Annotated in this window: 21 protein-coding genes and 1 tRNA gene; 13 read left to right on the top strand and 9 right to left on the bottom strand. The window is 73.5% G+C overall.

What is annotated here, in order from left to right; translation table 11 throughout:
* Positions 1–37: 37 nt before the first annotated feature.
* The 3 genes from ACTMTB_RS13765 (at position 38) to ACTMTB_RS13755 (ending at position 2,049) form a co-directional block, all read left to right on the top strand.
* Positions 38–577, top strand: coding sequence for a hypothetical protein (locus ACTMTB_RS13765; RefSeq protein WP_441145585.1), 540 nt, complete (start codon positions 38–40; stop codon positions 575–577).
* A 101-nt stretch (positions 578–678) separates the two neighbouring features.
* Entirely contained in the window at positions 679–1,086 is a 408-nt protein-coding gene (locus tag ACTMTB_RS13760) for a hypothetical protein (RefSeq protein WP_441145583.1), read from the top strand.
* 36 nt (positions 1,087–1,122) lie between these two features.
* Complete coding sequence (locus tag ACTMTB_RS13755) at positions 1,123–2,049, top strand: NADP-dependent oxidoreductase (protein ID WP_441145581.1); 927 nt, start codon at positions 1,123–1,125, stop codon at positions 2,047–2,049.
* 65 nt (positions 2,050–2,114) lie between these two features.
* Here ACTMTB_RS13755 and ACTMTB_RS13750 read toward each other — a convergent pair whose 3' ends face one another.
* Positions 2,115–2,783: a hypothetical protein gene (locus tag ACTMTB_RS13750; RefSeq protein WP_441145579.1), complete on the bottom strand. Its 669-nt coding sequence runs from the start codon at positions 2,781–2,783 to the stop codon at positions 2,115–2,117.
* 277 nt (positions 2,784–3,060) lie between these two features.
* Here ACTMTB_RS13750 and ACTMTB_RS13745 point away from each other — a divergent pair, with 277 nt between their 5' ends.
* Entirely contained in the window at positions 3,061–3,621 is a 561-nt protein-coding gene (locus tag ACTMTB_RS13745; RefSeq protein WP_441145577.1) for a copper resistance CopC family protein, read from the top strand.
* Positions 3,622–3,745: 124 nt separating this feature from the next.
* Here ACTMTB_RS13745 and gltX read toward each other — a convergent pair whose 3' ends face one another.
* From gltX to ACTMTB_RS13730, 3 genes are all read right to left on the bottom strand, one after another.
* Positions 3,746–5,155 (bottom strand): glutamate--tRNA ligase, encoded by a 1,410-nt coding sequence (gltX, locus tag ACTMTB_RS13740; protein WP_441145575.1) that lies wholly within the window; start codon positions 5,153–5,155, stop codon positions 3,746–3,748.
* Between the two features lie 157 nt (positions 5,156–5,312).
* Positions 5,313–6,590, bottom strand: a complete 1,278-nt coding sequence (locus ACTMTB_RS13735; RefSeq protein ID WP_441145574.1) for an MFS transporter — start codon at positions 6,588–6,590, stop codon at positions 5,313–5,315.
* Complete coding sequence (locus ACTMTB_RS13730) at positions 6,587–7,897, bottom strand: GH1 family beta-glucosidase (protein WP_441145921.1); 1,311 nt, start codon at positions 7,895–7,897, stop codon at positions 6,587–6,589. The genes ACTMTB_RS13735 and ACTMTB_RS13730 overlap by 4 nt, the downstream gene beginning before the upstream one ends.
* Positions 7,898–8,098: 201 nt before the next feature.
* Between ACTMTB_RS13730 and ACTMTB_RS13725 the strand changes: the two genes are divergently transcribed.
* Positions 8,099–8,545 (top strand): SRPBCC family protein, encoded by a 447-nt coding sequence (locus ACTMTB_RS13725; RefSeq protein ID WP_210776116.1) that lies wholly within the window; start codon positions 8,099–8,101, stop codon positions 8,543–8,545.
* 264 nt (positions 8,546–8,809) lie between these two features.
* Here the strand turns inward: ACTMTB_RS13725 and aceE are convergent, their stop codons facing one another.
* Complete coding sequence (gene aceE / locus ACTMTB_RS13720) at positions 8,810–11,554, bottom strand: pyruvate dehydrogenase (acetyl-transferring), homodimeric type (RefSeq protein WP_441145571.1); 2,745 nt, start codon at positions 11,552–11,554, stop codon at positions 8,810–8,812.
* A gap of 182 nt (positions 11,555–11,736) precedes the next feature.
* On the opposite strand from aceE, the gene ACTMTB_RS13715 reads away from it, so the two are divergent.
* The gene (locus ACTMTB_RS13715) at positions 11,737–12,162 is read left to right on the top strand and encodes a hypothetical protein (protein ID WP_441145569.1); all 426 of its coding nucleotides are present in this window, start codon (positions 11,737–11,739) and stop codon (positions 12,160–12,162) included.
* Between the two features lie 23 nt (positions 12,163–12,185).
* Positions 12,186–12,590, top strand: coding sequence for a YjbQ family protein (locus ACTMTB_RS13710; protein ID WP_441145567.1), 405 nt, complete (start codon positions 12,186–12,188; stop codon positions 12,588–12,590).
* Positions 12,591–12,722: 132 nt separating this feature from the next.
* Here the strand turns inward: ACTMTB_RS13710 and ACTMTB_RS13705 are convergent, their stop codons facing one another.
* Both ACTMTB_RS13705 and ACTMTB_RS13700 read right to left on the bottom strand, forming a co-directional pair.
* Positions 12,723–14,390 carry an alkaline phosphatase D family protein gene (locus tag ACTMTB_RS13705; RefSeq protein ID WP_441145565.1) on the bottom strand — a complete coding sequence of 556 codons (1,668 nt, stop codon included), beginning with the start codon at positions 14,388–14,390 and terminating at the stop codon, positions 12,723–12,725.
* 245 nt (positions 14,391–14,635) lie between these two features.
* Positions 14,636–15,223 carry an NADPH-dependent FMN reductase gene (locus ACTMTB_RS13700; protein WP_441145563.1) on the bottom strand — a complete coding sequence of 196 codons (588 nt, stop codon included), beginning with the start codon at positions 15,221–15,223 and terminating at the stop codon, positions 14,636–14,638.
* A gap of 81 nt (positions 15,224–15,304) precedes the next feature.
* Here ACTMTB_RS13700 and ACTMTB_RS13695 point away from each other — a divergent pair, with 81 nt between their 5' ends.
* The 5 genes from ACTMTB_RS13695 to ACTMTB_RS13675 all read left to right on the top strand — a co-directional run bounded on the left by ACTMTB_RS13695 (position 15,305) and on the right by ACTMTB_RS13675 (position 19,693).
* Complete coding sequence (locus ACTMTB_RS13695; protein WP_210776121.1) at positions 15,305–15,784, top strand: MarR family winged helix-turn-helix transcriptional regulator; 480 nt, start codon at positions 15,305–15,307, stop codon at positions 15,782–15,784.
* A gap of 51 nt (positions 15,785–15,835) precedes the next feature.
* A complete protein-coding gene (locus ACTMTB_RS13690) occupies positions 15,836–18,427 on the top strand; it encodes a transketolase C-terminal domain-containing protein (RefSeq protein ID WP_441145561.1) in 2,592 nt (863 codons plus the stop codon).
* A gap of 111 nt (positions 18,428–18,538) precedes the next feature.
* Positions 18,539–18,976, top strand: coding sequence for a DUF3052 domain-containing protein (locus tag ACTMTB_RS13685; protein ID WP_154942662.1), 438 nt, complete (start codon positions 18,539–18,541; stop codon positions 18,974–18,976).
* A gap of 81 nt (positions 18,977–19,057) precedes the next feature.
* On the top strand, positions 19,058–19,525 hold the full coding sequence (locus ACTMTB_RS13680) for a peroxiredoxin (RefSeq protein ID WP_210776123.1): 468 nt from the start codon (positions 19,058–19,060) through the stop codon (positions 19,523–19,525).
* 93 nt (positions 19,526–19,618) lie between these two features.
* Positions 19,619–19,693: transfer RNA gene (locus ACTMTB_RS13675), tRNA-Val, on the top strand.
* A 50-nt stretch (positions 19,694–19,743) separates the two neighbouring features.
* Here ACTMTB_RS13675 and ACTMTB_RS13670 read toward each other — a convergent pair.
* Positions 19,744–20,439, bottom strand: a complete 696-nt coding sequence (locus ACTMTB_RS13670) for a hypothetical protein (protein ID WP_441145559.1) — start codon at positions 20,437–20,439, stop codon at positions 19,744–19,746.
* Between the two features lie 128 nt (positions 20,440–20,567).
* Between ACTMTB_RS13670 and ACTMTB_RS13665 the strand changes: the two genes are divergently transcribed.
* Positions 20,568–21,365, top strand: a complete 798-nt coding sequence (locus ACTMTB_RS13665; protein ID WP_441145557.1) for an alpha/beta fold hydrolase — start codon at positions 20,568–20,570, stop codon at positions 21,363–21,365.
* A 234-nt stretch (positions 21,366–21,599) separates the two neighbouring features.
* On the opposite strand, the gene ACTMTB_RS13660 is transcribed toward ACTMTB_RS13665, so the two are convergent.
* Entirely contained in the window at positions 21,600–22,346 is a 747-nt protein-coding gene (locus ACTMTB_RS13660; protein ID WP_441145555.1) for an SDR family NAD(P)-dependent oxidoreductase, read from the bottom strand.
* Positions 22,347–22,384 lie beyond the last annotated feature (38 nt).

Below are 22,384 nucleotides of genomic sequence, written 5' to 3'. Positions count from 1 at the left end.
CCCGGGGACGCTGGACACCGACGACGGGGAGGTACGGATGCTGCTGGCGGTGATCGCCGCGTGCGAGGTCGGGTTCTGGGTGGTGCTCGGCGCCGGACTGGTCGCCCGCTACCTGCTGCGCCGGCCACGGCTGGGCGCGGCGCTGCTGGTCTGCGTGCCCCTGGTCGACCTGGTGCTGCTGGTGGCGACGGTGCTGGACTTGCGCCGGGGCGCTACCGCGAACGTCACCCACGGGCTGGCGGCGGCGTACCTCGGGTTCTCGGTGGCGTTCGGCCACTCGCTGGTCCGCTGGGCCGACCAGCGCTTCGCCCACCGCTTCGCCGGTGGGCCGTCGCCGGTCCGGCCGCCCCGGCACGGCTGGGCCCGCACCCGCCACGAGTGGCGGGAGTGGGGCAAGGCGCTGCTCGGCTGGGCGATCGCCTGCGCCCTGCTCGGTGCGGCGATCCTCTACGTCGACGACGCCGAGCGCACCCGCGAGCTGGTGAACTGGATCCGCAGCCTCACAGTGGTCATCGTGATCTGGCTGGTCGCCTTCCCGGTCTGGGAGACGATCTTCCCGCGCCGCCCGAAGCGCTGACACCCGGGTACGCGCTGCACACGGCGTCGGTGCCGGCCAGTACGGTGACGTGGGCGCCGGGGCGACCTCCCGGCGCGCGACGCGAGCGTGAGGAGACCGGGATGGCGCACGGGGAGGCCGAACATGGCTGCGCCCAGGGCGAGCCCTGCCGGCTCGGCCACCACGAGCAGCAGGGGCCGCTGCGGCCCCACCGCCGGCTCGCGGCGGTGCCCTGCCCGACCGAGCAGGCCGGCCGGGCGCCCGAGCGGGCCGATGACGAGGTGACGGTGCCCCGGCAGCGTCCCGCCGAGCCGGCCCCTGCGGAGGCGGTGCCGTCCCGGCCGCTCGGCGTCGAGCCGGGCCCGCGTCCGCCGGCCGGCGAGCCGGCCGCGTCGGGCGAGCCCGACCCGACCACCCCCCGGGCCTGCCGCAGCGACCTGGCCGGCTGGGCCGGCGCGCACCGGCACGGCCCGGTCCGCCCCAGCCGCCGCCCCGACCGCCGGGAGCGGCCCCCGCACCGCTGGTGCTGACCACCTGACGGCCGTCCGGTCGCTAGCGTGGGCAGGGTGAAGGCGATCGCGATCGACGCGTACGGCCCGGCCGACCAACTCGCCCTGCGAGACCTGCCGGACCCGCCGGTAGGCCCCGACACCGTGCTGGTGCGGGTGCGCGCGGCGGGCGTGAACCCGGTCGACTGGAAGGTCCGCGAGGGCCACCTGGCCGCCGCGATCCCCGGTCACTTCCCGCTGGTGCCCGGCTGGGACGCCGCCGGCGAGGTGGTCGCGGTGGGGCCGGCGGTGGCCGGGTTCGCGGTCGGCGACGAGGTGATCGGGTACGTCCGCCGCGACGACCTCCAGTACGGCACGTACGCCGAACTCGTCCCGGCCCCCGAGCGCTGCCTGGCCGACAAGCCGGCGCAGGCGTCCTGGGCGGAGGCCGCCGGCCTGCCGCTGGCCGGCCTCACCGCGTACCAGGCGTTGCAGGCGGCGCGCACCGGCGCGGGGGACACCGTGCTGGTGCACGGGGCCTCGGGCGGGGTCGGTCACCTGGCCGTGCAGGTGGCCCGGGCGCTCGGCGCCGACCGGGTGATCGGCACGGCGAGCGAGGCCAACCACGACTTCGTCCGCGCGCTCGGCGCCGAGCCGGTCAGCTACGGCGACGGCCTGGCCGACCGGCTCTGCGCGGTCGCGCCCGACGGGATCGACGTGGCGCTGGACCTGTTCGGCGGGGAGGCGCTGGACGTCTCCGCCGAGCTGCTCGCCCGCCCGGCCCGGCTGATCTCCACCGCCGACCCGGAGCACGTGACCCGGCTCGGCGGCAGCTACGTCTTCGTCAAACCGTCCACCCAGGACCTCACCGTGCTGGCCGGGCTGGTCGACGCCGGCCGGCTGACCGTGCAGGTCGAACGGACGTTCCCCCTGGCGCAGGCCGCGGACGCGCAGCGCCTGGTGGCGGCGGGGCACGTCCGCGGCAAGGTGGTGCTGGAGGTCTGAGCCTGCTGGAGGTCTGAGCCTGCTGGAAGTCCGAGCCTGCTGGAGGTCTGCGCCGCCCGGGCGGCTCAGCGGGTACGGCGGCGGACCAGCAGCGCGATCCCGGCCAGTCCGGAGGTGATCACCAGCATCACCCCGGCGTTGAGCAGCAGCAGGCGCTGCAACTCGCTGATCGCGGCGTCGATGTCCCGGCCCGGGTTGAGGGCGTCCTCCGGGATGACCCGCTCGCCGCCGCCGACGCCGCCGCTGACCGTGTCGAACTGCCGCTCCAGCGGCACCCCGGCGGTACGCAGCGTCTCCGACATGTTGAGCCGGCCGAGGAACCAGCCGGCGCTGGTCTTGCGGGAGTCCGGCTGCTTGGCCGGCCGGTAGGCCCGGGGCCCGCCCTTGGCCAGCGGGTAGAGGTCGAAGGTCTGCTTCGGCACGTCCCCGGCGAGCACCACGATCGTGTACTTCGGACCGAGGTCGGCGCGCTTCGGACCGGCGGCGGCGCCGCTGCGGCCGAACCAGTTGACCTGGTCGATCACCGCGAGCACGTGGCCGGGCTGGCTGTCGGCGCGCAGCCGCAGCGGCTCGGTCAGCCCGTCGCCGGTGATGTCCACCCCGGCCGGGGGCGGCTTCGGGGCGGCGCGTTGCGGGCCGGTGGCCTGCGCGGGCGCGGCCATTCCGGCGCTGAGCACCACGGCTGCCGCCATCGCGACCACCACGCCGAGCAGCCGCCTCACCCTTCCGACCATAGCCGCCTCCTCGCCCCGTTCGATGGATGGCTGTGCTGCAGGGTCACGCGTTGGTCGTCGATGGCGGTGACCGTGCCCGCAGGCCGGGGTTTCCCCATCTCAAAGACTCCGCAGAACGGCGCTAGGTTGCAGCTGCTGGACCATTATCTGGAACTATCTGCGATCCGGGCCCGACTAATGGTCAGCCGTTGATCAGCGGGCGGATCGTACCTTTGCGGAGGGGTTCATGGGGGGCAGGGTCGCACGTATGGCGCGTACCTCGCTAGCGGTTACGGGCGTGGCGCTCGGTGTGTCGTTGCTGCTGCCGGCGATGCCGGCGGCCGCGCACAACTCGCTGACCGGCAGCGACCCGGCGGACGGCGCGCGGGTCGCCGCGGCGCCCGCCCGGATCGAGCTGCGTTTCCTGTCCAGGGTCGACCCGGCCACGACGAAGATCACAGTGGTCGGGCCGGACAACGTGCCGGCCGCCGGCGCCGCGCCGCGCTTCGCCGGCAGCCGGGTCGCCGTGCCGTTCAAGCCCGGAAAGGCCGGCCTCTACATCGTCGGCTACCAGCTCTCGTCCAGCGACGGCCATCCGGTGCGGGGGGAGGTGCGCTTCACCCTCACCACCGGCACGCCGGCCGATCCGGCCTCGCCGTCGCCGTCCTCGGCGGCCCCGTCGCCGTCCGTCGGGACGGCGTTGCCGCCGACGGGCGCCGCGACGACGGCCGGGCCGGCTGTCCCGGCTGCCCGATCCGACGACGACGGCACGCCCGTCTGGCCCTGGCTGGTCGTCGCCGGGCTGGTGGTGGCCGGGCTCGGCGCCGTTCTGCTGCACCGCCGCGCCACCCGCTCCTGACCGGTCCCGCGCGTCTCCGGCCGGGGATCGCCGCCGTACGCCGTGACCGAGGTCGGTCACCGGGTCCGACGCAGCTACGACGAAGGGCCCGCCGGGGAACCGGCGGGCCCTTCTCGGGTACGTCTCAGACCAGGCGGACCCGGGCGGCGCGCAGCCGGGCCAGGGTGCGCTCCCGACCGAGCACCTCCAGCGACTCGAACAGCGGCAGCCCGACGGTGCGGCCGGTGACCGCCACCCGGACCGGCGCCTGCGCCTTGCCCAGCTTCAGGCCGCGCTCGGCGCCCACCGCCTCCAGGGTCGCCTTCAGCGACTCGGCGTCCCACGACTCCAACGCCTCGTACGCGGCGATGGCCGCGTCGAGCAGCTCGGCCGCGCCCTCCTTCATCGCCTTGGCCCAGGCGGCCTCGTCGATCAGCGGGTCGGCCAGGAAGAGGAAGTCCACGTTCGGCACGATCTCGCTGAGCACCGCGATCCGGGTCTGGGCCAGCGGCGCCACCGCCGCGAAGGCCTCGGCGTCGAACTCGGCCGGCTGCCACGGCGGCGGGGCGATCGTCTCGGTGCCGGTCAGCCAGGGCTGGCAGGCGGCCACGAACTCGTCGACCGGCAGGGCGCGGATGTACTCGCCGTTGAACGCGCGCAGCTTCTTCTCGTCGAAGAAGGCGGAGGAGGCGTTGACCTCCTCCAGCCGGAACTCCTCCTCGATGACCGACCAGGGCACGATCTCCCGGTCGCCCGACGGCGCCCAGCCGAGCAGCATCAGGTAGTTGCGCATGGCGTCGGCGAGGTAGCCCTCGTCCCGGTACGCCTCCAGGGCGACCTTGTCGCGGCGCTTGGAGAGCTTCTGCCGCTTCTCGTTGACCACCACGGGGACGTGGGCCCAGACCGGCGGCTTCACCCCGAGGGCGTCCCAGAGCAGCTGCTGCTTGGGAGTGTTGGGCAGGTGCTCCTCGGCCCGGACCACGTGGGTGATCCCCATGGTCATGTCGTCGACCACGTTGGCCAGCAGGAAGACCGCGGAGCCGTCGCCGCGGGCGATGACGAAGTCCTCGATCAGCTTGTTCTCGAAGGTCGGCTCGCCGCGGATCAGGTCGACCACCACGGTCTCGCCCTCGTCCGGGGTGCGGAAGCGCAGCGCGCGCCCCGGGCCGGGCTCCAGGCCCCGGTCCCGGCAGAAGCCGTCGTAGCCCTGGTACTGCGAGCCGGTGCGGGCCTGCACGTCCTCCCGGGTGCAGTCGCAGTAGTACGCGCGGCCGGCCTCGTGGAGCCGCTGGGCGGCGGCGCGGTGCTCGGTGGCGTACTGCGACTGGAAGTAGGGGCCCTCGTAGCTGCCCCGGGCGATGCCGATCCACTCCAGCGCGGAGAGGATGCCCTCGGTCCACTCGGGCTTGTTGCGCGCCGCGTCGGTGTCCTCGATGCGCAGCACGAAGACCCCGCCCTGCTGCTTGGCGTAGATCCAGTTCTGCAGCGCCGAGCGGGCGCCGCCGACGTGGAACATACCGGTCGGGGAAGGGGCGAAGCGCACACGTACCGTCACGTCCTCCAGCCTACGGCCGCCCGCCACCCCATTCCCCCACGGGTCCCGCCCCGGCCCTCCCTCCACCCAAGATCCCAGCGCACTTTCTCGGCAAGCGTGGCCATTCGGCGCGGAATGAGCACTCTTTCCGGGAAAGTGCGGGCGGTCGGGGGTGGGGTCAGCGGACGGCGCGGATCTTGAGGACGAGGGCGCTGCCGAGGAGGGTGACGGCGGCCGTGGCGGCGTAGAGGGTGGGGTAGCCGCCGAGGTGGACCACGATCGGGGCGGAGATGGCCGGGCCGAGCACCTGCGGGGCGGAGTTGGCGATGTTGATCACCCCGAGGTCCTTGGCCCGGTCGGTGGCGCGCGGCAGCACCTCGGTGATCAGCGCCGCGTCGACCGACAGGTAGACGCCGTAGCCGGCGCCGAGCAGCAGCGCGGCGGCCACCGCCGTCGACCAGACCGGCGCGACGGCGAGCAGCAGCGCCGCCACCGCCATGATCACTCCAGAGGTGATCACAAAGACCTTGCGCCGGCCGGAGCGGTCGGAGAGCCGGCCGGCGATCACCGCGGTCAGCATCATCCCGGCGGTGTAGAGCAGGATCAGCACCAGCAGCGCGCCCTCGGGGTCGGGGTGGCGCACCCCGTCGGTGAGGAAGTACAGCAGGTAGAGGGTGCCGAGCGCGTTGCCGATCTGGACCAGGAACCGGGTGATCCAGGCCCAGGCGAAGTCCGGGTGCCGGCGCGGGCTGATCCACATCGAGGCGGCCACCGCCCGCCAGCGCAGCGCCGGGCGGTGCGCCCGGGGCAGCGGGTCGTCGGCGGTGAGCAGCGCGAACGGCAGCGAGAGCAGCAGCACGGCCACCGCGATGGCCGCGTAGCCGGCGGTGGTGCCACTGACCACGGCGGTGACCAGCACCGCGCCGACCACCAGGCCGAGGGCCTGCGGGATGCCCACCCAGCCGGAGACGCCGCCACGCTGGGCGACCGGCACCCGGTCCGGGATGGCCGCGGTCAGGCTGGCCAGCATCGCGTTGAAGCACACCTGCGCGGCCACCCAGCCCACCGTCACCCCGGCGATGGTGTCCTGCCGGGCCAGCAGCACCAGGGCGAGCGCGCCGAGCACCGCGCCGCCCGCCGTCCAGACGTGCCGGCGGCCGAACTCCCGCCCGCCGATCCGCAGGCAGGTACGGTCCGACAGCGCCCCGGCGAGCGGGTTGGCGAGCACCGCCGCGAGCGCGCCGATCCCGGTGACGACGGCCAGCATGGCCTCCTTGTCGAGCGGGGCGATCCGCTCGACCTGCTGCGGCAGCAGCACCTGGATCGGGGTGAAGAAGGCCATCCAGACGCCGAGGTTGGCCGCGAAGATCAGCGCGATCCAGCCCCGCCGGACCGGCACCATCGGCTCGGCGAGCGCCGCCGGCAGCGAGGTCGGCGTCGGGTCGATCGTGGTCATCGCCGGACGACCTGGTCCCGGTACCAGGCGTACGAGGACTTGGGCGTGCGGACCTGGGTGTCGAAGTCGACGTGCACCAGGCCGAAGCGCTTGGTGAAGCCCTCCGCCCACTCCCAGTTGTCCAGCAGCGACCAGACGAAGTATCCGGTCACGTCGACGCCGTCGTCGATCGCCGCCCGGACCGCCCGCAGGTGCCCGTCGAGGTACGCGATCCGCTCCGGGTCGTGCACCCGGCCGTCGGCATCGGGTACGTCGTCGTAGGCGCAGCCGCTCTCGGTGATCTGGATCTCCGGCAGCGCCTCGCCGTAGGTGTCGTGCAGCCAGGTGAGCAGTTCGCGCAGCCCTTCCGGGACCACCGGCCAGTCGAAGCCGGTCCTCGGGTAGCCCTCCAGCGGCACCATCTCGAACGGCAGCGGCGCGTCCTCCTCGGGCGCGCGGATCCCGGTCGGGTTGTAGTAGTTGACTCCCAGCACGTCGATCGGCGCGGCGATGATGGCCAGGTCCCCGTCGCGCACCGGGGCGTCCTCGAAGCCGGGCGGGTAGCCCCGGCCGAGCAGCGGATCCGTGAAGAGTCGGTTGTGCAGCGCGTCGTACGCCGCCCCGGCGGCCCGGTCGGCGTCGGTGCCGCCGAGCAGCCGCACCGGCGAGTAGTTGTTGGCGATGGCGACCGGACTGCTGCTGCGGGCGCGCAGCGCGGCGACCGCGAGGCCGTGCCCGAGCAGCTGGTGGTGGGCGACCGGCAGGGCGTCGAAGAGCAGGAACCGGCCCGGCGCGTGCACCCCCGTGCCGTGGCCGAGGCTCATGTGGATGAACGGCTCGTTCAGGGTGATCCAGAGCTTCACCCGGTCGCCGAGGCGGGCGGCGACCAGGTCGGCGTACTCGGCGAAGCGGTGCGCGGTGTCCCGGTTCAGCCAGCCGCCGGCGTCCTCCAGTGGCTGCGGCAGGTCCCAGTGGAAGAGGGTGGCCACCGGGTCGATGCCGGCGGCTAGCAGGTCGTCGACGAGCCGGTCGTAGAAGTCGAGGCCGGCCGGGTTGGCCGCCCCGGTCCCGCCGGGCTGCACCCGGGGCCAGGCCATCGAGAACCGGTACGCCGAGACGCCCAGCCCGGCCATCAGCGCGACGTCCTCGCCGTGCCGGTGGTAGTGGTCGCAGGCCACGTCGCCGGTGCTGCCGTCGGCGATCCGCCCCGGGGTGTGCGCGAAGGTGTCCCAGATGGACGGCCCGCGTCCGTCGGCGTCGGCGCCACCCTCGATCTGGTACGCGGAGGTGGAGACCCCCCAGCGGAAGCCGGCGGGGAACGCGGGCATCGGCGCGGTCGTCACAGTCGCCCTCCCAGAAACATGAGACGTGTTCGGGACTCTAGGACGCGGACCCGCGAAGCGCCATAGGCCCGCAGCGCTGCGGGCGCAAGGCTTTTCGGCGTGTCTTTTCCGAACCCGTCCCAGTACGTCCGAATTTGCGCATACAGTGCGGAATATCGCGGATGTCCTCAGTGGGGGAAGACAGAAATGATCCTCGTGGAACGCAGTGCGCACGTGATGGCGCCGATGGAAGCGGTCTGGGACGTCGTGCAGCGGGCCGAGCAGTTGCCGGCCTGGCTGGCGGGCGTCCGCGCGGCCGAGGTCCTCTCCGGGGAGGGCTTCGGCCGGCGACAGCTGGTCCAGGCTGGGCGCGGCGCGGCGCACGAGGCAGAGGTGATCGCCTACCAGGAGCCGACCCTGATCGGGTGGCGGGAGCGGGCCAGGGGCGCCGGCGCCCGGGCCGAGGCGCGCACCGAGATCTACGTCCAGCTGACTCCCGACGAGGAGCAGGGCGGGACGATCGTGCGGCTCATCGTCGTACGGTGGCCGGCCGGTCCGGTCAAGGCGGCCCTGCTCCGGCTCGGGCTGCGTCGGGTCGGCGCCGACCTGGAGGACTCGCTGGCCCGCCTCACCGACCTGGCCGCCGTCGGCTGAGCAGGGCGCGTCCTACGGCGTCACCCGCGACGGCGGTGGCCCGGCGTCCCCGCCAGGGGCTCCGGACCACCGCCGCTTCCGTAGCCGGGCCCGCTCCGGCGCCGCGCGGCGGGTGGAGATCGCCTCCAGGTCGGCGAGGTGGCGGCATCGTCGGCACCGGGACACCGCCACGTCGCCGACGTGGAGTCGATCAGGAGGCGGCGTGCCGGGAACGACAGCGGGCCCGGCGCGTGGTGCGCCGGGCCCGTCCGTCGTACGCGGGGACTAGCTGTCGCCGCCGGTCTCGCCGACCGGGGCGGCGGTGACGTCCTCGAGGGCGTACTTCTTGGCCGCCTCGGCCGGCACGGTCGCCGGCACCGCGCCGCGCAGCGCGAGCTGCCGCAGCGTCGCGACCGTCACCGACTCGGCGTCGACGTGGAAGTGCCGGCGCAGCGCGTGCCGGGTGTCCGACATGCCGAAGCCGTCGGTGCCGAGCGAGGTGTAGTCGCCGGGCACCCAGCGCGAGATCAGGTCCGGCACCGCGCGCATCCAGTCGCTGACCGCGACCTTCGGCCCGTCGGCGTCGGCCAGCTTCTGCTGGATGTACGGCACCCGCGGCTCACTGCCCGGGTTGAGCAGGTTGTGCTCCTCGCACTCCACCGCGTCCCGGCGCAGCTCGGTCCAGGAGGTCACCGACCAGACGTCGGCGGCCACCCCCCAGTCCTGGGCGAGCAACTGCTGCGCCCTGAGCGCCCACTGCATGCCGGTGCCGGAGGCCAGGATGTTGGCCTTCGGCCCGTCCCCGTTCACCTGCGGCGCCGGGGAGTAGCGGTAGATGCCCTTGAGCAGCCCCTCCACGTCCACGTCGGACGGCTCCGCCGGCTGGTGGATCGGCTCGTTGTAGACGGTGAGGTAGTAGAAGATGTTCTCCTGCCCCTCGCCGTACATCCGGTGCAGGCCGTTCTCCATGATGTGCGCGAGCTCGAACGCGAACGCCGCGTCGTAGGCGACCACCGCCGGGTTGGTGGCGGCGAGCAGCAGCGAGTGCCCGTCCTCGTGCTGCAGACCCTCACCGTTGAGCGTGGTCCGGCCGGCGGTGGCACCGAGCAGGAAACCGCGGGCCATCTGGTCCGCCGCCGCCCAGAGCCCGTCGCCGGTGCGCTGGAACCCGAACATCGAGTAGAAGATGTACATCGGGATCATCGGCTCGTCGTGGGTGGCGTACGACGTGCCGGCCGCGGTGAACGAGGCGACCGAGCCGGCCTCGTTGATCCCCTCGTGCAGGATCTGCCCGGTGGTCGACTCCTTGTACGACAGGAACAGCTCCCGGTCGACCGAGGTGTACCGCTGGCCGTGCGGCGAGTAGATCTTCGCGGTCGGGAAGATCGAGTCCAGGCCGAAGGTGCGGGCCTCGTCCGGGATGATCGGCACCCAGCGCTTGCCGAACTCCTTGTCCTTCATCACGTCCTTGAGCAGGCGGACGAAGGCCATCGTGGTGGCCACCTTCTGCTTGCCCGAGCCGCGCTTGACGTCGGCGAACCGCTCCGGGCCCGGGATGGTCAGCCGCTTGCTGCTGGTCCGCCGGGACGGCAGGTAGCCGCCGAGCTGCTGGCGCCGCTCCTTGAGGTACGCGATCTCGTCGGACTTCTCACCCGGGGTGTAGTACGGCGGCAGGTAGGGGTTGTCCTCCAGCGCCTTGTCCGGGATGTCCAGGTAGAGGCGGTCGCGGAAGGTCTTCAGATCCTCCAGCGTCAGCTTCTTCATCTGGTGGGTGGCGTTGCGGGCCTCGAAGTGCGAACCGAGCGTCCAGCCCTTGATCGTCTTGGCCAGGATGACCGTCGGCTGCCCGGTGTGCTCGGTCGCCGCCTTGTACGCCGCGTAGAGCTTGCGGTAGTCGTGGCCACCCCGCTTGAGGTTCCAGATCTCGTCGTCGGAGAGGTGCTCGACCATCTTGCGGGTCCGCGGGTCACGGCCGAAGAAGTGCTCCCGGACGTACGCCCCGGACTCCGCCTTGTAGGTCTGGTAGTCGCCGTCGGCCGTGGTGTTCATCAGGTTCACCAGCGCGCCGTCGGTGTCCGCGGCGAGCAGCGGGTCCCACTCCCGGCCCCAGACCACCTTGATCACGTTCCAGCCGGCGCCCCGGAAGAAGGCCTCCAGCTCCTGCATGACCTTGCCGTTGCCCCGGACCGGGCCGTCCAGCCGCTGCAGGTTGCAGTTGATCACGAAGGTGAGGTTGTCCAGCTCCTCACGGGCGGCCACGCCGATCGCGCCGAGGGTCTCCGGCTCGTCCATCTCGCCGTCGCCGAGGAACGCCCAGACGTGCTGCTGGGAGGTGTCCTTGATGCCCCGGTGGTGCAGGTACCGGTTGAACCGGGCCTGGTAGATGGCGTTCAGGCCGCCGAGCCCCATCGAGACGGTGGGGAACTCCCAGAAGTCCGGCATCAGCCGCGGGTGCGGGTACGACGGCAGGGCGCCGCCCGGGTGGGACAGCTCCTGGCGGAACCCGTCGAGCTGGTCCTCGCTCAGCCGCCCCTCCAGGAACGCCCGCGCGTACATGCCGGGGGAGGCGTGACCCTGGTAGTAGATGTGGTCGCCGCCGCCGGGGTGGTTCTTGCCCTTGAAGAAGTGGTTGAAGCCCACCTCGTAGAGCGAGGCCGAGCTGGCGAAGGTGGAGATGTGCCCGCCGACGCCGATCTCGGGGCGCTGCGCCCGGTGCACCAGCATCGCCGCGTTCCACCGGACGTACGCCCGGATCCGCCGCTCCACGTGCTCGTCACCGGGGAACCACGGCTCGCGCTCCGGAGCGATGGTGTTGATGTAGTCGGTGGTGGTCAGCGACGGCACCCCGACCTGGCGCTCGCGGGCCCGCTCCAGCAGGCGCAGCATGACATAGCGGGCGCGTTTGGTTCCGCGCTCGTCGATGACACCGTCGAGCGACTCGACCCATTCGCCGGTCTCGTCAGGGTCGATGTCCGGAAGCTGGCTCGGCAGACCAGCGGTGATCACCGGGCGCTTGCGTTCCGTAGCCACAGGCGTTCCCTCGGTTGTGTGTGGGATAGGTCTCTAGCGCCATCCTGCCCCCTGGTGGCACCCGTCGTCACGTCTAGCTCCCCCAGACGCGACGCTCAACACAGGTACCCGTCAGTAACTTTGCGCAACCGGCCGATGCGCTAGCCGACCGGTCGCTTGTCCGCCGTCTCTACCCTTCGGGCATGCGATCGCGACTGCTGCTCCTGGGGCTCGTGACGGCCGTCGCCGGCGTGGCCGGCGTCGGCGTGGGGCTGGCCGGCCTGGTGGCGGGAAGGCCGGAGATGGTGGGGTTCCTGGCACTGGGCGCGCTCGCGCTGCTGCTCGTCGTCGGACTGGCCCGCGACGCCCGCCGTCCCCGCCGCCGGTCCCGCGCCGACGACGCGGCGGCCGGCTGGTACACCCCGGGGCCGTACGGGGACGTCGGCGCGGATCCGGACGGCGGCGGCCGCGACGGTGGAGCGGACTCCGGTCGGGGCGGCGGCTCCGACGGTGGCGGCTTCCGGGACGGGGGTTTCCGGGGCGACGGCGGCTCGGGTTCGCTCAGCGGCTCGGACGGTGGCGGATCGAGCTGGGGCGGCTCGGACGGCGGAGGCGGCGGCAGCTACTGAGCCGGTGCGGCAGAATGCGCCGTATGCGCAGTGAGGTGATCACCGTCCGGACCGGGTCCCGGCCGACCGTCCAGGACATCACCGCAGAGGCCGAGCGGTTCGTCGCCGGCCAGGGCGACGGGCTGCTGCACGTCTTCGTGCCGCACGCCACCGCCGGCCTGGCGATCATCGAGACCGGCTCCGGCTCCGACGACGACCTGCTGCGGGCGCTGGACGACCTGCTCCCCACCGACGACCGGTGGCGGCACCGGCACGGCTCGCCGGGGCACGGACGCGACCACGTGCTCCCGGCGTTCGTGCCCCCGTACGCGACCCTGCCGGTGCTCGACGGCCGCCTGGCGCTGGGCACCTGGCAGTCCCTCACCCTGGTCGACACCAACGGCGACAACCCCACCCGCCAGGTCCGCTTCTCCTTCCTCCCCGCCTGACCGGTCCCGCCCGCCCGCAACTGCGTCCGAAGGCCCCTCTTTCACGGAAAGAGTGGCCATCCCGCGCGGAATGGCCACTCTTTCCGTGAAAGTGCGCCCAGAGGGCGCCCCGGGGGTGCGGGGGCGGCGGGGTCAGGGGCGCGAGGTCTCCGTGTCGACCGTGTAGCGGTCCTGGTCGATGGCGGGGGCCAGGCGGGCGGTGGGCGCGGGAGGCCGGTCGTACGTCTGGTGCAGTCCGGGCACCCGGTCCTCGATCACGAACGAGGCCCGGGTGTACGCGGGCGCGTCCGGCCGGCTCACGTACGGCAGCACCGCGAAGTCGGCCTTCAGCTGGCCGGGGGTGATCGTGGTGCGCACGAAGCCGCGCAGGTTGTTCTGGAAGCGCAGGTGCGGATTGGTCTTCAGCCACGGGTGCGAGCCGCTGGCGGAGTCGAAGCCGTCGCCGCCCGAGGTCACCGAGGAGCAGACCAGTTCGCTGCCGACCGTCCGCGAGGTCGGGTCGGCGTAGTCCAGCTTCAGGTCGCTGGCCCAGTGCGCGTGCACGTCCCCGGTGAGCACCACCGGGTTGCGCACCCCGGCGGCGACCCAGCCGCGGGTGATCCGGTCCCGGGAGGCGACGTACCCGTCCCAGGCGTCCATGCTGGTCACGGTGACCGGCCCGGCGTCCCGATCGCGCTGGGCGAAGAAGACCTGCTGGCCGAGGAGGTCCCAGCGGGCCTCGGAGCGGCGGAACCCGTCGAGCAGCCAGGCCTCCTGCTCGGCGCCGGTGATCGACCGGGCCGGGTCGGCCGCCGCCGCGCAGTCGCGGTAGCCGTCCCCGCAGGCCTGGTCGTCGCGGTACTGCCGGGTGTCGAGCAGGTGGAAGGTGGCCAGCCGGCCCCACCGCAGCCGCCGGTAGAGCTGCATGTCGATGCCGCGCGGCACCGAGCTGCGGCGCAGCGGCATGTTCTCGTAGTACGCCTGGAAGGCCGCCGCCCGCCGGGCCGGGAAGTCCGGGTCCGGCGTCTCGGGCACCTCGTCGGCCCAGTTGTTCTCCACCTCGTGGTCGTCGAAGACCACCGCCCAGGGAGCGACCGCGTGCGCGGCCTGCAGGTCCGCGTCGCTCTTGTACTGGGCGTGCCGCTGCCGGTAGTTGGCCAGCGTGCGGGTCTCCGGGCCCTCGTGGCCGCGCGGCCGGTTCGGCCCGAACTCCCGCGCGTACTCGTACTGGTAGTCGCCCAGGTGCAGGATGAGTTCCGGCTCCGTTTCGGCCAGCCGCCGGTACGCCGTGAACCAGCCCTGCTCATAGTGCGAGCAGGAGACGAAGCCCATGGCCAGAGCGGCGGGCAGGGTCCACGGCGCCGGGGCGGTCCGGGTCCGCCCGGCCGGTGAGGTGTGCCCCTCGGCGTGGAAGCGGTAGAAGTACTCCCGGCCGGGCAGCAGACCGGCCAGCTCGACGTGCACGCTGTGCGCCGATTCGGGGCGGGCGGTCGCCGTGCCCCGCCGGACCACCTGCCGGAAGCGTTCGTCCGCGGCGACCTCCCAGCGCACCTCCACGGGCCGGCGGGGCATCCCGCCGAGGCCGTCCTCGGCCAGCGGCTGCGGCGCCAGCCGGGTCCACAGGACGAAGCCCTCGTGGTCGGGGTCGCCGGAGGCCACGCCGAGGGTGAACGGCCAGGCCAGCCGGCGGAACGTGGCCCCGCCGACCGGTCCCGCCGAGTGGTCCGCGCCGGCGGCGGCCGCGGCGGGCAGGCCGGTTGTCGCGCCGACCGCACCGAGCGTCGCGCCGGTGATCAAAACAGCACGTCGGGACAGTGCCATGTTTCCTCCCCAGGGTCCGGTTCCGTACCGACCCGGGAAGCGTCGCGAGCGTGCGTGACCGCCAGGTGACGCCCAGCGCCCCACCCCGCCGACACCTGAGGAACAGCAGAACGTCCACCCCGGTGATCCCGACGCCGCCTTCCCCGGGGCCGCCTCGGCGCCCTCTTTCACGGAAAGCGCGGCCATTCCGCGTCGAATGGCCACGCTTTCCGTGAAAGTGCGCCCGGGGAGGGGTGGGTGGCGGGTCAGGCGGTGGCGGCGGCGAGCTGGGTGACGCGGATCTTGGTGACCAGGGCGTCGAGGAGGGCGCGCAGCAGCGTCTCGGTCGTCTCGTCCTTGACCGCGCCGTCCTCGGTGAGCTTCTCGTGGGCGTTGGTGACGATGATCTCCGGCTTGGTGACCACCGCGGAGTCGGTCCAGAGGAAGAGCTGCCGCAGCTGGAGCTGGGCGCGGACGGTGCCCATCCCGGTCGGCGCGGCGCCGACGATGGCGATCGGCTTGTGCGCCAGCGGGGAGACCCACGAGGTGATCGGGAAGCTGGGGCGCGACGCCCAGTCGAGGGCGTTCTTCAGCACGCCCGGTACGCCGTAGTTGTACTCGGGGGTGGCGATGAGCAGGCCGTCCGCCGCCGCGATCCGCTCCCGCAGGTCCAGCACGGCCGCCGACGGCTCGGCCTCGACGTCCTGGTTGAACGGTGGGATCGCGCCGAGGCCGGTGTACTGCTCGATGGTCAGGCCGGCCGGGGCGAGCCGCTGTGCGGCCCGGATCAGCGCCGTGTTGAACGACGCCTCGCGGAGGCTGCCGGAGATGGCGAGGACGGTGAGGTCGGACATGGTGGAGCCTTTCGGTTGAGATGCGTGAGCTTGCCAATAGTAGAGCTGCTCAACTATTTGCCCGCAAGTAGGATGTGAGACATGACGCAGAGCACCGCCGCCACCGGATCCGACCTGGGCGACCGCTCCGGGCTGGCGGGGGACGCGGTGCGCCGGATCATGCACATCGCCTCCGCCATCCGGCACTACCAGGACGTCGAAATCGGCGAGCTGGGGCTGACCCCGGCGGCGGCCCGCGCCCTGGACGAGCTGGACCCCGACCGGCCCCTGCCCGCCCGCGACCTCGCCGAGCAGTTGCGCTGCGACCGGTCCAACGTGACCGCGCTGGTCGACAAGCTGGAGCAGGCCGGGCTGGTCGAGCGCCGGGTCGACCCGGCCGACCGGCGGCAGAAGACGCTGGTCGTGACGGACGCCGGCCGCCGGATGCGGGAGCGGGTGCACCGGGTGATGAGCGACTCACGACTGCTCGCCGGCCTGAGCACCGACGAGCTGGCCACCCTGCGCGAGCTGGTGTGGAAGGTCTCCGACGGCGGCTGCCCGGAGCAGTGCGGCCCGGAGTGAGCCCGGCCGGGCGGATCGTGTCCGAGTGGGCGACCCTGGCCTCCGTCGGTAATGCTGATCGACGTGACCACCCCGCAGCATCTCGACGACCGGTTCCGGGAGAGCCTGGGCGCGCTGCCCGAGCCCGAGCGGCGACGTGACCCGGCGCAGCCGGTCCGCGACGGCGCCGCGCTGACCGGGCACCAGTTGCTCGCTCTCTTCGACGCCCAGGTCACCAGCCGCCAGCTCGACCTGGCCGGCCGCTGGCTGCGCAGCTTCGGGGAGGGCTTCTACACCATCGGCTCGGCCGGGCACGAGGCCAACGCCGCCGTCGCCGCCGCGCTGCGTCCCACCGATCCGGCCCTGCTGCACTACCGCTCCGGCGCCTTCTACTGCGTCCGCGCCGCCCGGGCCGCCGGCGAGTTCCCGGCCGCCGGCGGCGACGAGGCCACGCCCACCTCCGGCGCCCCCGATCACGCCACGTCGCCGGTGTCGGGTGACGAGCCGTCCGACGAGGGGGCGACCCGCCCGGACCCGTCCCTGGTCGGCGGTGCACCCACGGGCGCGGCCGCCTACCAGGTCGGCGCGGACGGCACCGCCGAGGCGGTCCCCGCCCCCGCCGACCCGGTCGCGGACCCCACCGACGCCGACCCGGCTGCCGGTGGCGGCGCGACCTCGGGCGACCCGGCGTTCGGTGCGGTCCAGCCGGACGCGTACGCCGCCGCCGCGCGGGACGTGCTGCGCGGGATGGTCGCCTCGACGCGGGAGCCGCTCGCCGGGGGCCGGCACAAGGTCTTCGGCCGGGCCGACCTCGCGGTGGTGCCCACCACCTCGACGATCGCCTCGCACCTGCCCCGGGCGGTCGGCCTGGGTCTGGCCCTGGAGCGGCTGCGCCGGGTGGAGACCGCCGGCCGTCGGGACGGCGCCGACGCCCCGCCGCGCTCGCCCTGGCCGCGGGACGCCATCGTGGTCTGCTCCTTCGGCGACGCCTCGGTCAACCACGCCAGCGCCGCCGCCGCGCTGAACACCGCTGGCTGGTACGACCACACCGGGCTGCGCATCCCGGTGCTCTTCGTCTGCGAGGACAACGGGCTGGGCATCAGCGTCCGCTCGCCGCAGGGCTGGGTCGAGCGGACCCTGCGGGCCCGGCCCGGGCTGCGCTGGTTCGCCGCCGACGGCGCGGACCCGGTCGAGACGTACCGGGTGGCTGTCGAGGCGGCGGCCTGGGTGCGCCGGCACCGGCGGCCGGCGGTGCTGCACCTGCGCACCGTACGGCTGCTGGGGCACGCCGGCGCGGACGCGGAGAGCGCCTACCGCAGCGCCGCCGAGATCGCCGCCGACGAGGCGCGCGACCCGCTGCTCGCCACCGCCCGGCTGCTGGTCGAGGCGGGGCTGGCCACCGGCGGGGAACTGCTGTCCCGCTACGACGAGCGCGGCTGGCAGATCCGCCGGATCGCCGAGGAGGTGCTCGACGAGCCCAAGCTCGCCACGGCGGCCGAGGTGGTGGCCCCGCTCGCGCCCCGCCGGCCGGCCCGGGTCGCCGCGGCGGTGGCGGAGGTGGCGGCGCGGGCCGGCGGGTCAGCGGCCGGCGCCCGCGTCGAGGCGTTCGGCGGCAAGCCGCCGGAGCTGGCCGGCCCGCTCACCCTCGCGCAGAGCATCAACGCGGCCCTGGCCGACGGGCTGCTCGCCCATCCGCACATGGCGGTCTTCGGCGAGGACGTCGCCGCCAAGGGCGGGGTGTACGGGGTGACCAAGGGGCTGCGCGAGAAGTTCGGCCCGGCGCGGGTCTTCGACACGCTGCTCGACGAGACCTCCGTGCTGGGGCTGGGCCTGGGCGCCGGGCTGGCCGGGCTGCTGCCGGTGCCGGAGATCCAGTACCTGGCGTACCTGCACAACGCCGAGGACCAGCTGCGCGGCGAGGCGGCCACCATGCAGTTCTTCTCGCAGGGGGCGTTCCGCAACCCGATGGTGGTGCGGGTGCCGGGGCTGGCGTACCAGGAGGGGTTCGGCGGGCACTTCCACAACGACAACTCGGTGGCCGTACTCCGGGATGTGCCCGGCCTGGTGATCGCGGTGCCGGCGCGGCCGGACGACGCCGCGCCGCTGCTGCGCACCTGCCTGGCCGCCGCGGCGGTGGACGGCAGCGTCTGCGTCGTCCTGGAGCCCATCGCGCTCTACCACACCCGCGACCTGTACGAACCCGGCGACGGCGAGTGGCTGGGGCAGTACGCGGAGCCCGGCGGGTGGGCGGCCGGGCACGTGCCGATCGGCCGCGCCCGGGTCTACGGCGTCGGCTCGGCCCAGGATGTCACCATCCTCACCTTCGGTAACGGGGTGCGGATGTCGCTGCGGGCCGCCGCCGTCCTGGCCGACGAGGGGATCGGCACCCGGGTGGTGGACCTGCGGTGGCTGGCCCCGCTGCCGGTGGCGGACATCATCCGCGAGGCCTCGGCGACCGGCCGGGTGCTGGTGGTGGACGAGACACGCCGGTCCGGCGGCGTCGGCGAGGGGATCATCGCGGCGCTGGTCGACGCCGGATATGTGGGTGCCGCGCGACGAGTAGCCGGAGTCGACTCGTTTGTACCATTAGGTCCGGCCGCCCGTCAGGTTCTGGTCTCCGAGGAAGCCATTACCCAGGGTGCCCGTACGCTGCTGGCACGGTAAATTCCGTTCCACCCGGTGCGCCACTTGCGCGTGGGCCCGCAACTGTGTGGACTTTGCCTGACGGCGTCGCCCGACGCCGCGAGCAGGGATGAGATGAGGAGGCACGCGACAGTGAGCGCGACCGCAGGTCAGGCCGCCGACGGGGTACGCAGCCTGGCGGACCGGTTCGGGATCGAGCCGGGGATGGTCGTCATGGAGATGGGGTACGACGACGACGTCGACCAGGATCTCCGCGACGCCCTGACCGACCGCTGTGGAGATCTGGTCGACGAGGACACCGACGAGGTGGTCGACGCGGTGCTGGTCTGGTACCGCGACGGCGACGGTGACCTCTTCGAACTCCTCGTCGACGCCCTCGGCCCGCTGGCCGACGCCGGAGTCGTGTGGCTGCTGACCCCGAAGGCCGGCCGGGACGGACACGTCGAGCCGAGCGAGGTCGCCGAGTCGGCGCAGACCGCCGGGCTCCAGCAGACCTCGACGATCAACGCCGGCCGGGACTGGAGTGGTGCCCGCCTGGTGCTGCGGCGGGGGTCCAAGGGCAAGAAGTAGCCCCCCGCCTGTGGCCCGCCGGCGGTCGCCGCCGGGTGTGGCAGGCTGTTGCCACCTCCAGACTCAACCCAAGGAGCTCGCATGCCCATCGAGGTTGGCGCCGAGGCGCCGGACTTCGTGCTCAAGGACCAGAACAACCAGGAGGTCCGGCTCTCGGACTTCCGGGGCAGGCGCACCGTGCTGCTGGTCTTCTACCCGCTCGCCTTCACCGGCATCTGCCAGGGCGAGCTGTGCGAGGTGCGGGACAACCTCAACGAGTACGTCAACGACGATGTCCAGGTGCTCACCGTCAGCGTCGACTCGGTCTACAGCCACAAGATCTGGGCCGAGCGGGAGGGTTACCAGTTCCCGCTGCTGGCCGACTTCTGGCCGCACGGGGCGGTCGCCCAGGCGTACGGCGTCTTCAACGACGTCGCCGGCATCGCCAACCGGGGCACCTTCGTCATCGACAAGGCCGGCGTCGTCCGCTTCGCCGAGATGAACATGCCGGGCGAGGCGCGCGACCAGGAGGGCTGGCGCAAGGCCCTCGCGGAGGCCGTCGCCGCCTGACGCCCGACAGCCGCTAACCGGGCACACCGTTCGACCGGGCCGGAGGCCGGCAGGTAAGCTTGCCACCCTCCGGCCCGCCGTACGGGGCGTTCCGGGCGCGTAGCTCAGTGGGAGAGCACCCGCCTTACAAGCGGGGGGTCGCAGGTTCGAAACCTGCCGCGCCCACCACTCACCGCAGTACGAGATCCAGTGCGAGCCAGTCGGCCAGATCCCTGAGCTCACCCCGGACGGCGGCGGTCACGGCCCGGTCGAAGGCGACGTCCTCGTGGATCGCGTCGACCCGGAGCGCCCCGGCCCCACGGTCGACGGTGGCGTCGACCTTTCCCACCAGCCGGGTAGACCCGCGCCGCCAGGTCCCACAGCCGGTCCCGGCCCTTCCGCCCGGCGACCGCGACCTCGCCCCGCCGCACCATGAACTCCAGCAACTGGGTGACGTTGCGGTTGTTGGTCCACCCGCTCGACTTCCACGGCACCGCGCAGGTGTCCGGAAGATCGCGTGACGGCAGGGGCCCCATCGCACCGAGCCGGTCGAGGATGTCGCGCCGACACGCGTCGTTGGCCCGTACCCAGTCCCGGTTGGCCTCCTGCCAGTCGCGCCGCTCCCCGCGCCCGGGCCACTCGGCCATCTCCGCGCGGTAGAGGGCCAGGTCTTCGGCGGGCCGGATCATCGCCCGAAGTTCGAGCAGGGTCCGGTCCGCCAGGGCCGCCTCCATTTCGGCGGGTGAGTACGACGACCCGAGGCGACTCCACGCCGCGAGATCGGCGCTCGGCGCGACGGCGGCGGTCGGGTCGATCTGGAGCAGCGTCAGGCGGCGCACCAGGTCGAGCAGGTGGGCCGGCCGCGAGCTGTCCAGGAGCTGTGCCCGCACGGCGATGCGGCGCGCGTCGATGCGGGAGAGCTCGTGGACGGCCACGAGCCGAGGCTAGACGACGGGTCCGACCGGAAACCGTCTCCGGGGGCATCTCGTGACCGGTGCCCGCGCGGTGTCGTACGGCGTTGTCAGGATGGGGGCGGCACGGGGACGAACGGGAGGCACCGCCGGTGAGCTACGCGGACGTCAACGGTCTGCACCTCTGGTACGAGACGCACGGCAGCGGCCGGCCGCTGGTGCTGCTGCACGGCGGGTACGGCGCGGTGGAGATGTTCGCCCCGGTCCTGCCCGTCCTCGCGCAGCGGCGGCAGGTGATCGCCGTGGACCTCCAGGGGCACGGGCGCACTGCCGACGTCGACCGTCCACTGCGGTACGAGACGATGGCCGAGGATGTCGCGGCGCTGCTGCGGCACTTCGACCTGCCCGGCGTCGACCTGCTCGGCTACTCCCTCGGCGGCGGGGTGGCGCTGCGTACCGCGATCCAGCATCCTGGGCTCATCCGGCGGCTGGTGCTGGTCTCCACCCCGTGCCGGCGGCAGGGCTGGTATCCCGAGGTGCTCGCCGCGATGGCCGGCCAGGACGAGCGGGTCGGTGAGCGGATGCGGGGCACGCCCCCACACGAGCTGTACGCGCGGGTCGCGCCCCGCCCCGAGGACTGGCCGCGGCTCTGGGCCAAGGGTGGCGACCTGCTGCGCCGCGAGTACGACTGGTCGGCCGAGGTCGCCGCCCTCACCGTGCCCACCATGCTGGTCTACGCCGACGCCGACTCGATCCCGGTCACCCACATGGCGGAGTTCTTCGGGCTGCTCGGCGGCGGCCGGCGGGACGCCGGCTGGGACGGCACCGACCGGCCGGCGTCCCGGCTGGCCGTGCTGCCCGGCCTCACCCACTACGACATCGTCGCCGCACCGGCCCTGCCCGCCGCCGTCCTGCCGTTCCTCACCCACGAGGTCCGCGCACCGCAGTGAGCGACCCGGCCGGCTCCGGCCCGCTCGGGGCCGGTCCCGGCTCCGACACCGATCACCGCCCCGGGTGACCGAACCCGAGCTGATGGGCCCGGGTGACCGTTGAGCGGGTGATACCTCAGAGGTATCAATATGCCGCTGAGGTATCACGCTCGTGGTTCGGTTCGCCCTGAGCGCCGGGGGGGACGCCGCGGCACCGGCTCAGCCCTCCGGCGCCGCGCCATCCGCCCCCCGGGCTCAGCTGGTGAAGCCGCCGTCGACGGCGATCACCGCACCGGTGACGTAGCCGGCGTCGTCGCCGGCCAGGTGGGCCACCGTGGCGGCGATCTCCTCCGGCGCGGCGTACCGGCCCAGGGCGGTGAACCCTCGGATGGCGTCGGCGTTCGGTCCGTCGGCGGGGTTGGCGTCGGTGTCGGTCGGCCCGGGGACGACCAGGTTCACGGTGATGCCCCGTGGCCCCAGCTCGCGGGCGAGGCCCCGGGTCAGCCCGGTGAGCGCGGTCTTGCTCATGGCGTACGCGGCCAGGCCGGGGAAGACCGCCCGCTCACCGACGTTGCTGCCGATCGAGATGATCCGGCCCCCGGTGGTCATGTGCCGCACGGCCGCCTGGGCGGCGACGAACGGCGCCCGGACGTTGACCGCGATGGTGCGCTCCAGGTCGTCGGCGGTGAACTCGTCGATCGCGCCGACCAGGAAGGCCCCGGCGTTGTTGACCAGGATGTCCAGCCGGCCCAACTCGTCCGCCGTCCGGTCCACCGCCTCCCGCAGCGCGGCCGGGTCGGCGCTGTCCGCCCGCACGGCGATCGCCCGCCGGCCGAGCGCCTCGATCTGCTTCACCACCGTCGCTGCCCGCTCGGCGTCGCGCTGCCAGGTCACCGCCACGTCGGCGCCGTCGGCGGCGAGGCGCAGTGCCGTCGCCGCCCCGATGCCCCGCCCGCCGCCGGTCACCAGGGCCACCTTGCCGTCCAGAAGTGTCGTCGTCATGCAGCTCAGCATCGGCGCGGAGGGGCCGGAGGTCTGGC

Source organism: Micromonospora sp. L32, assembly GCF_052068055.1.
GTDB lineage: Bacteria > Actinomycetota > Actinomycetes > Mycobacteriales > Micromonosporaceae > Micromonospora > Micromonospora purpureochromogenes.
This window is presented reverse-complemented; position numbering and strand designations above follow the sequence as displayed.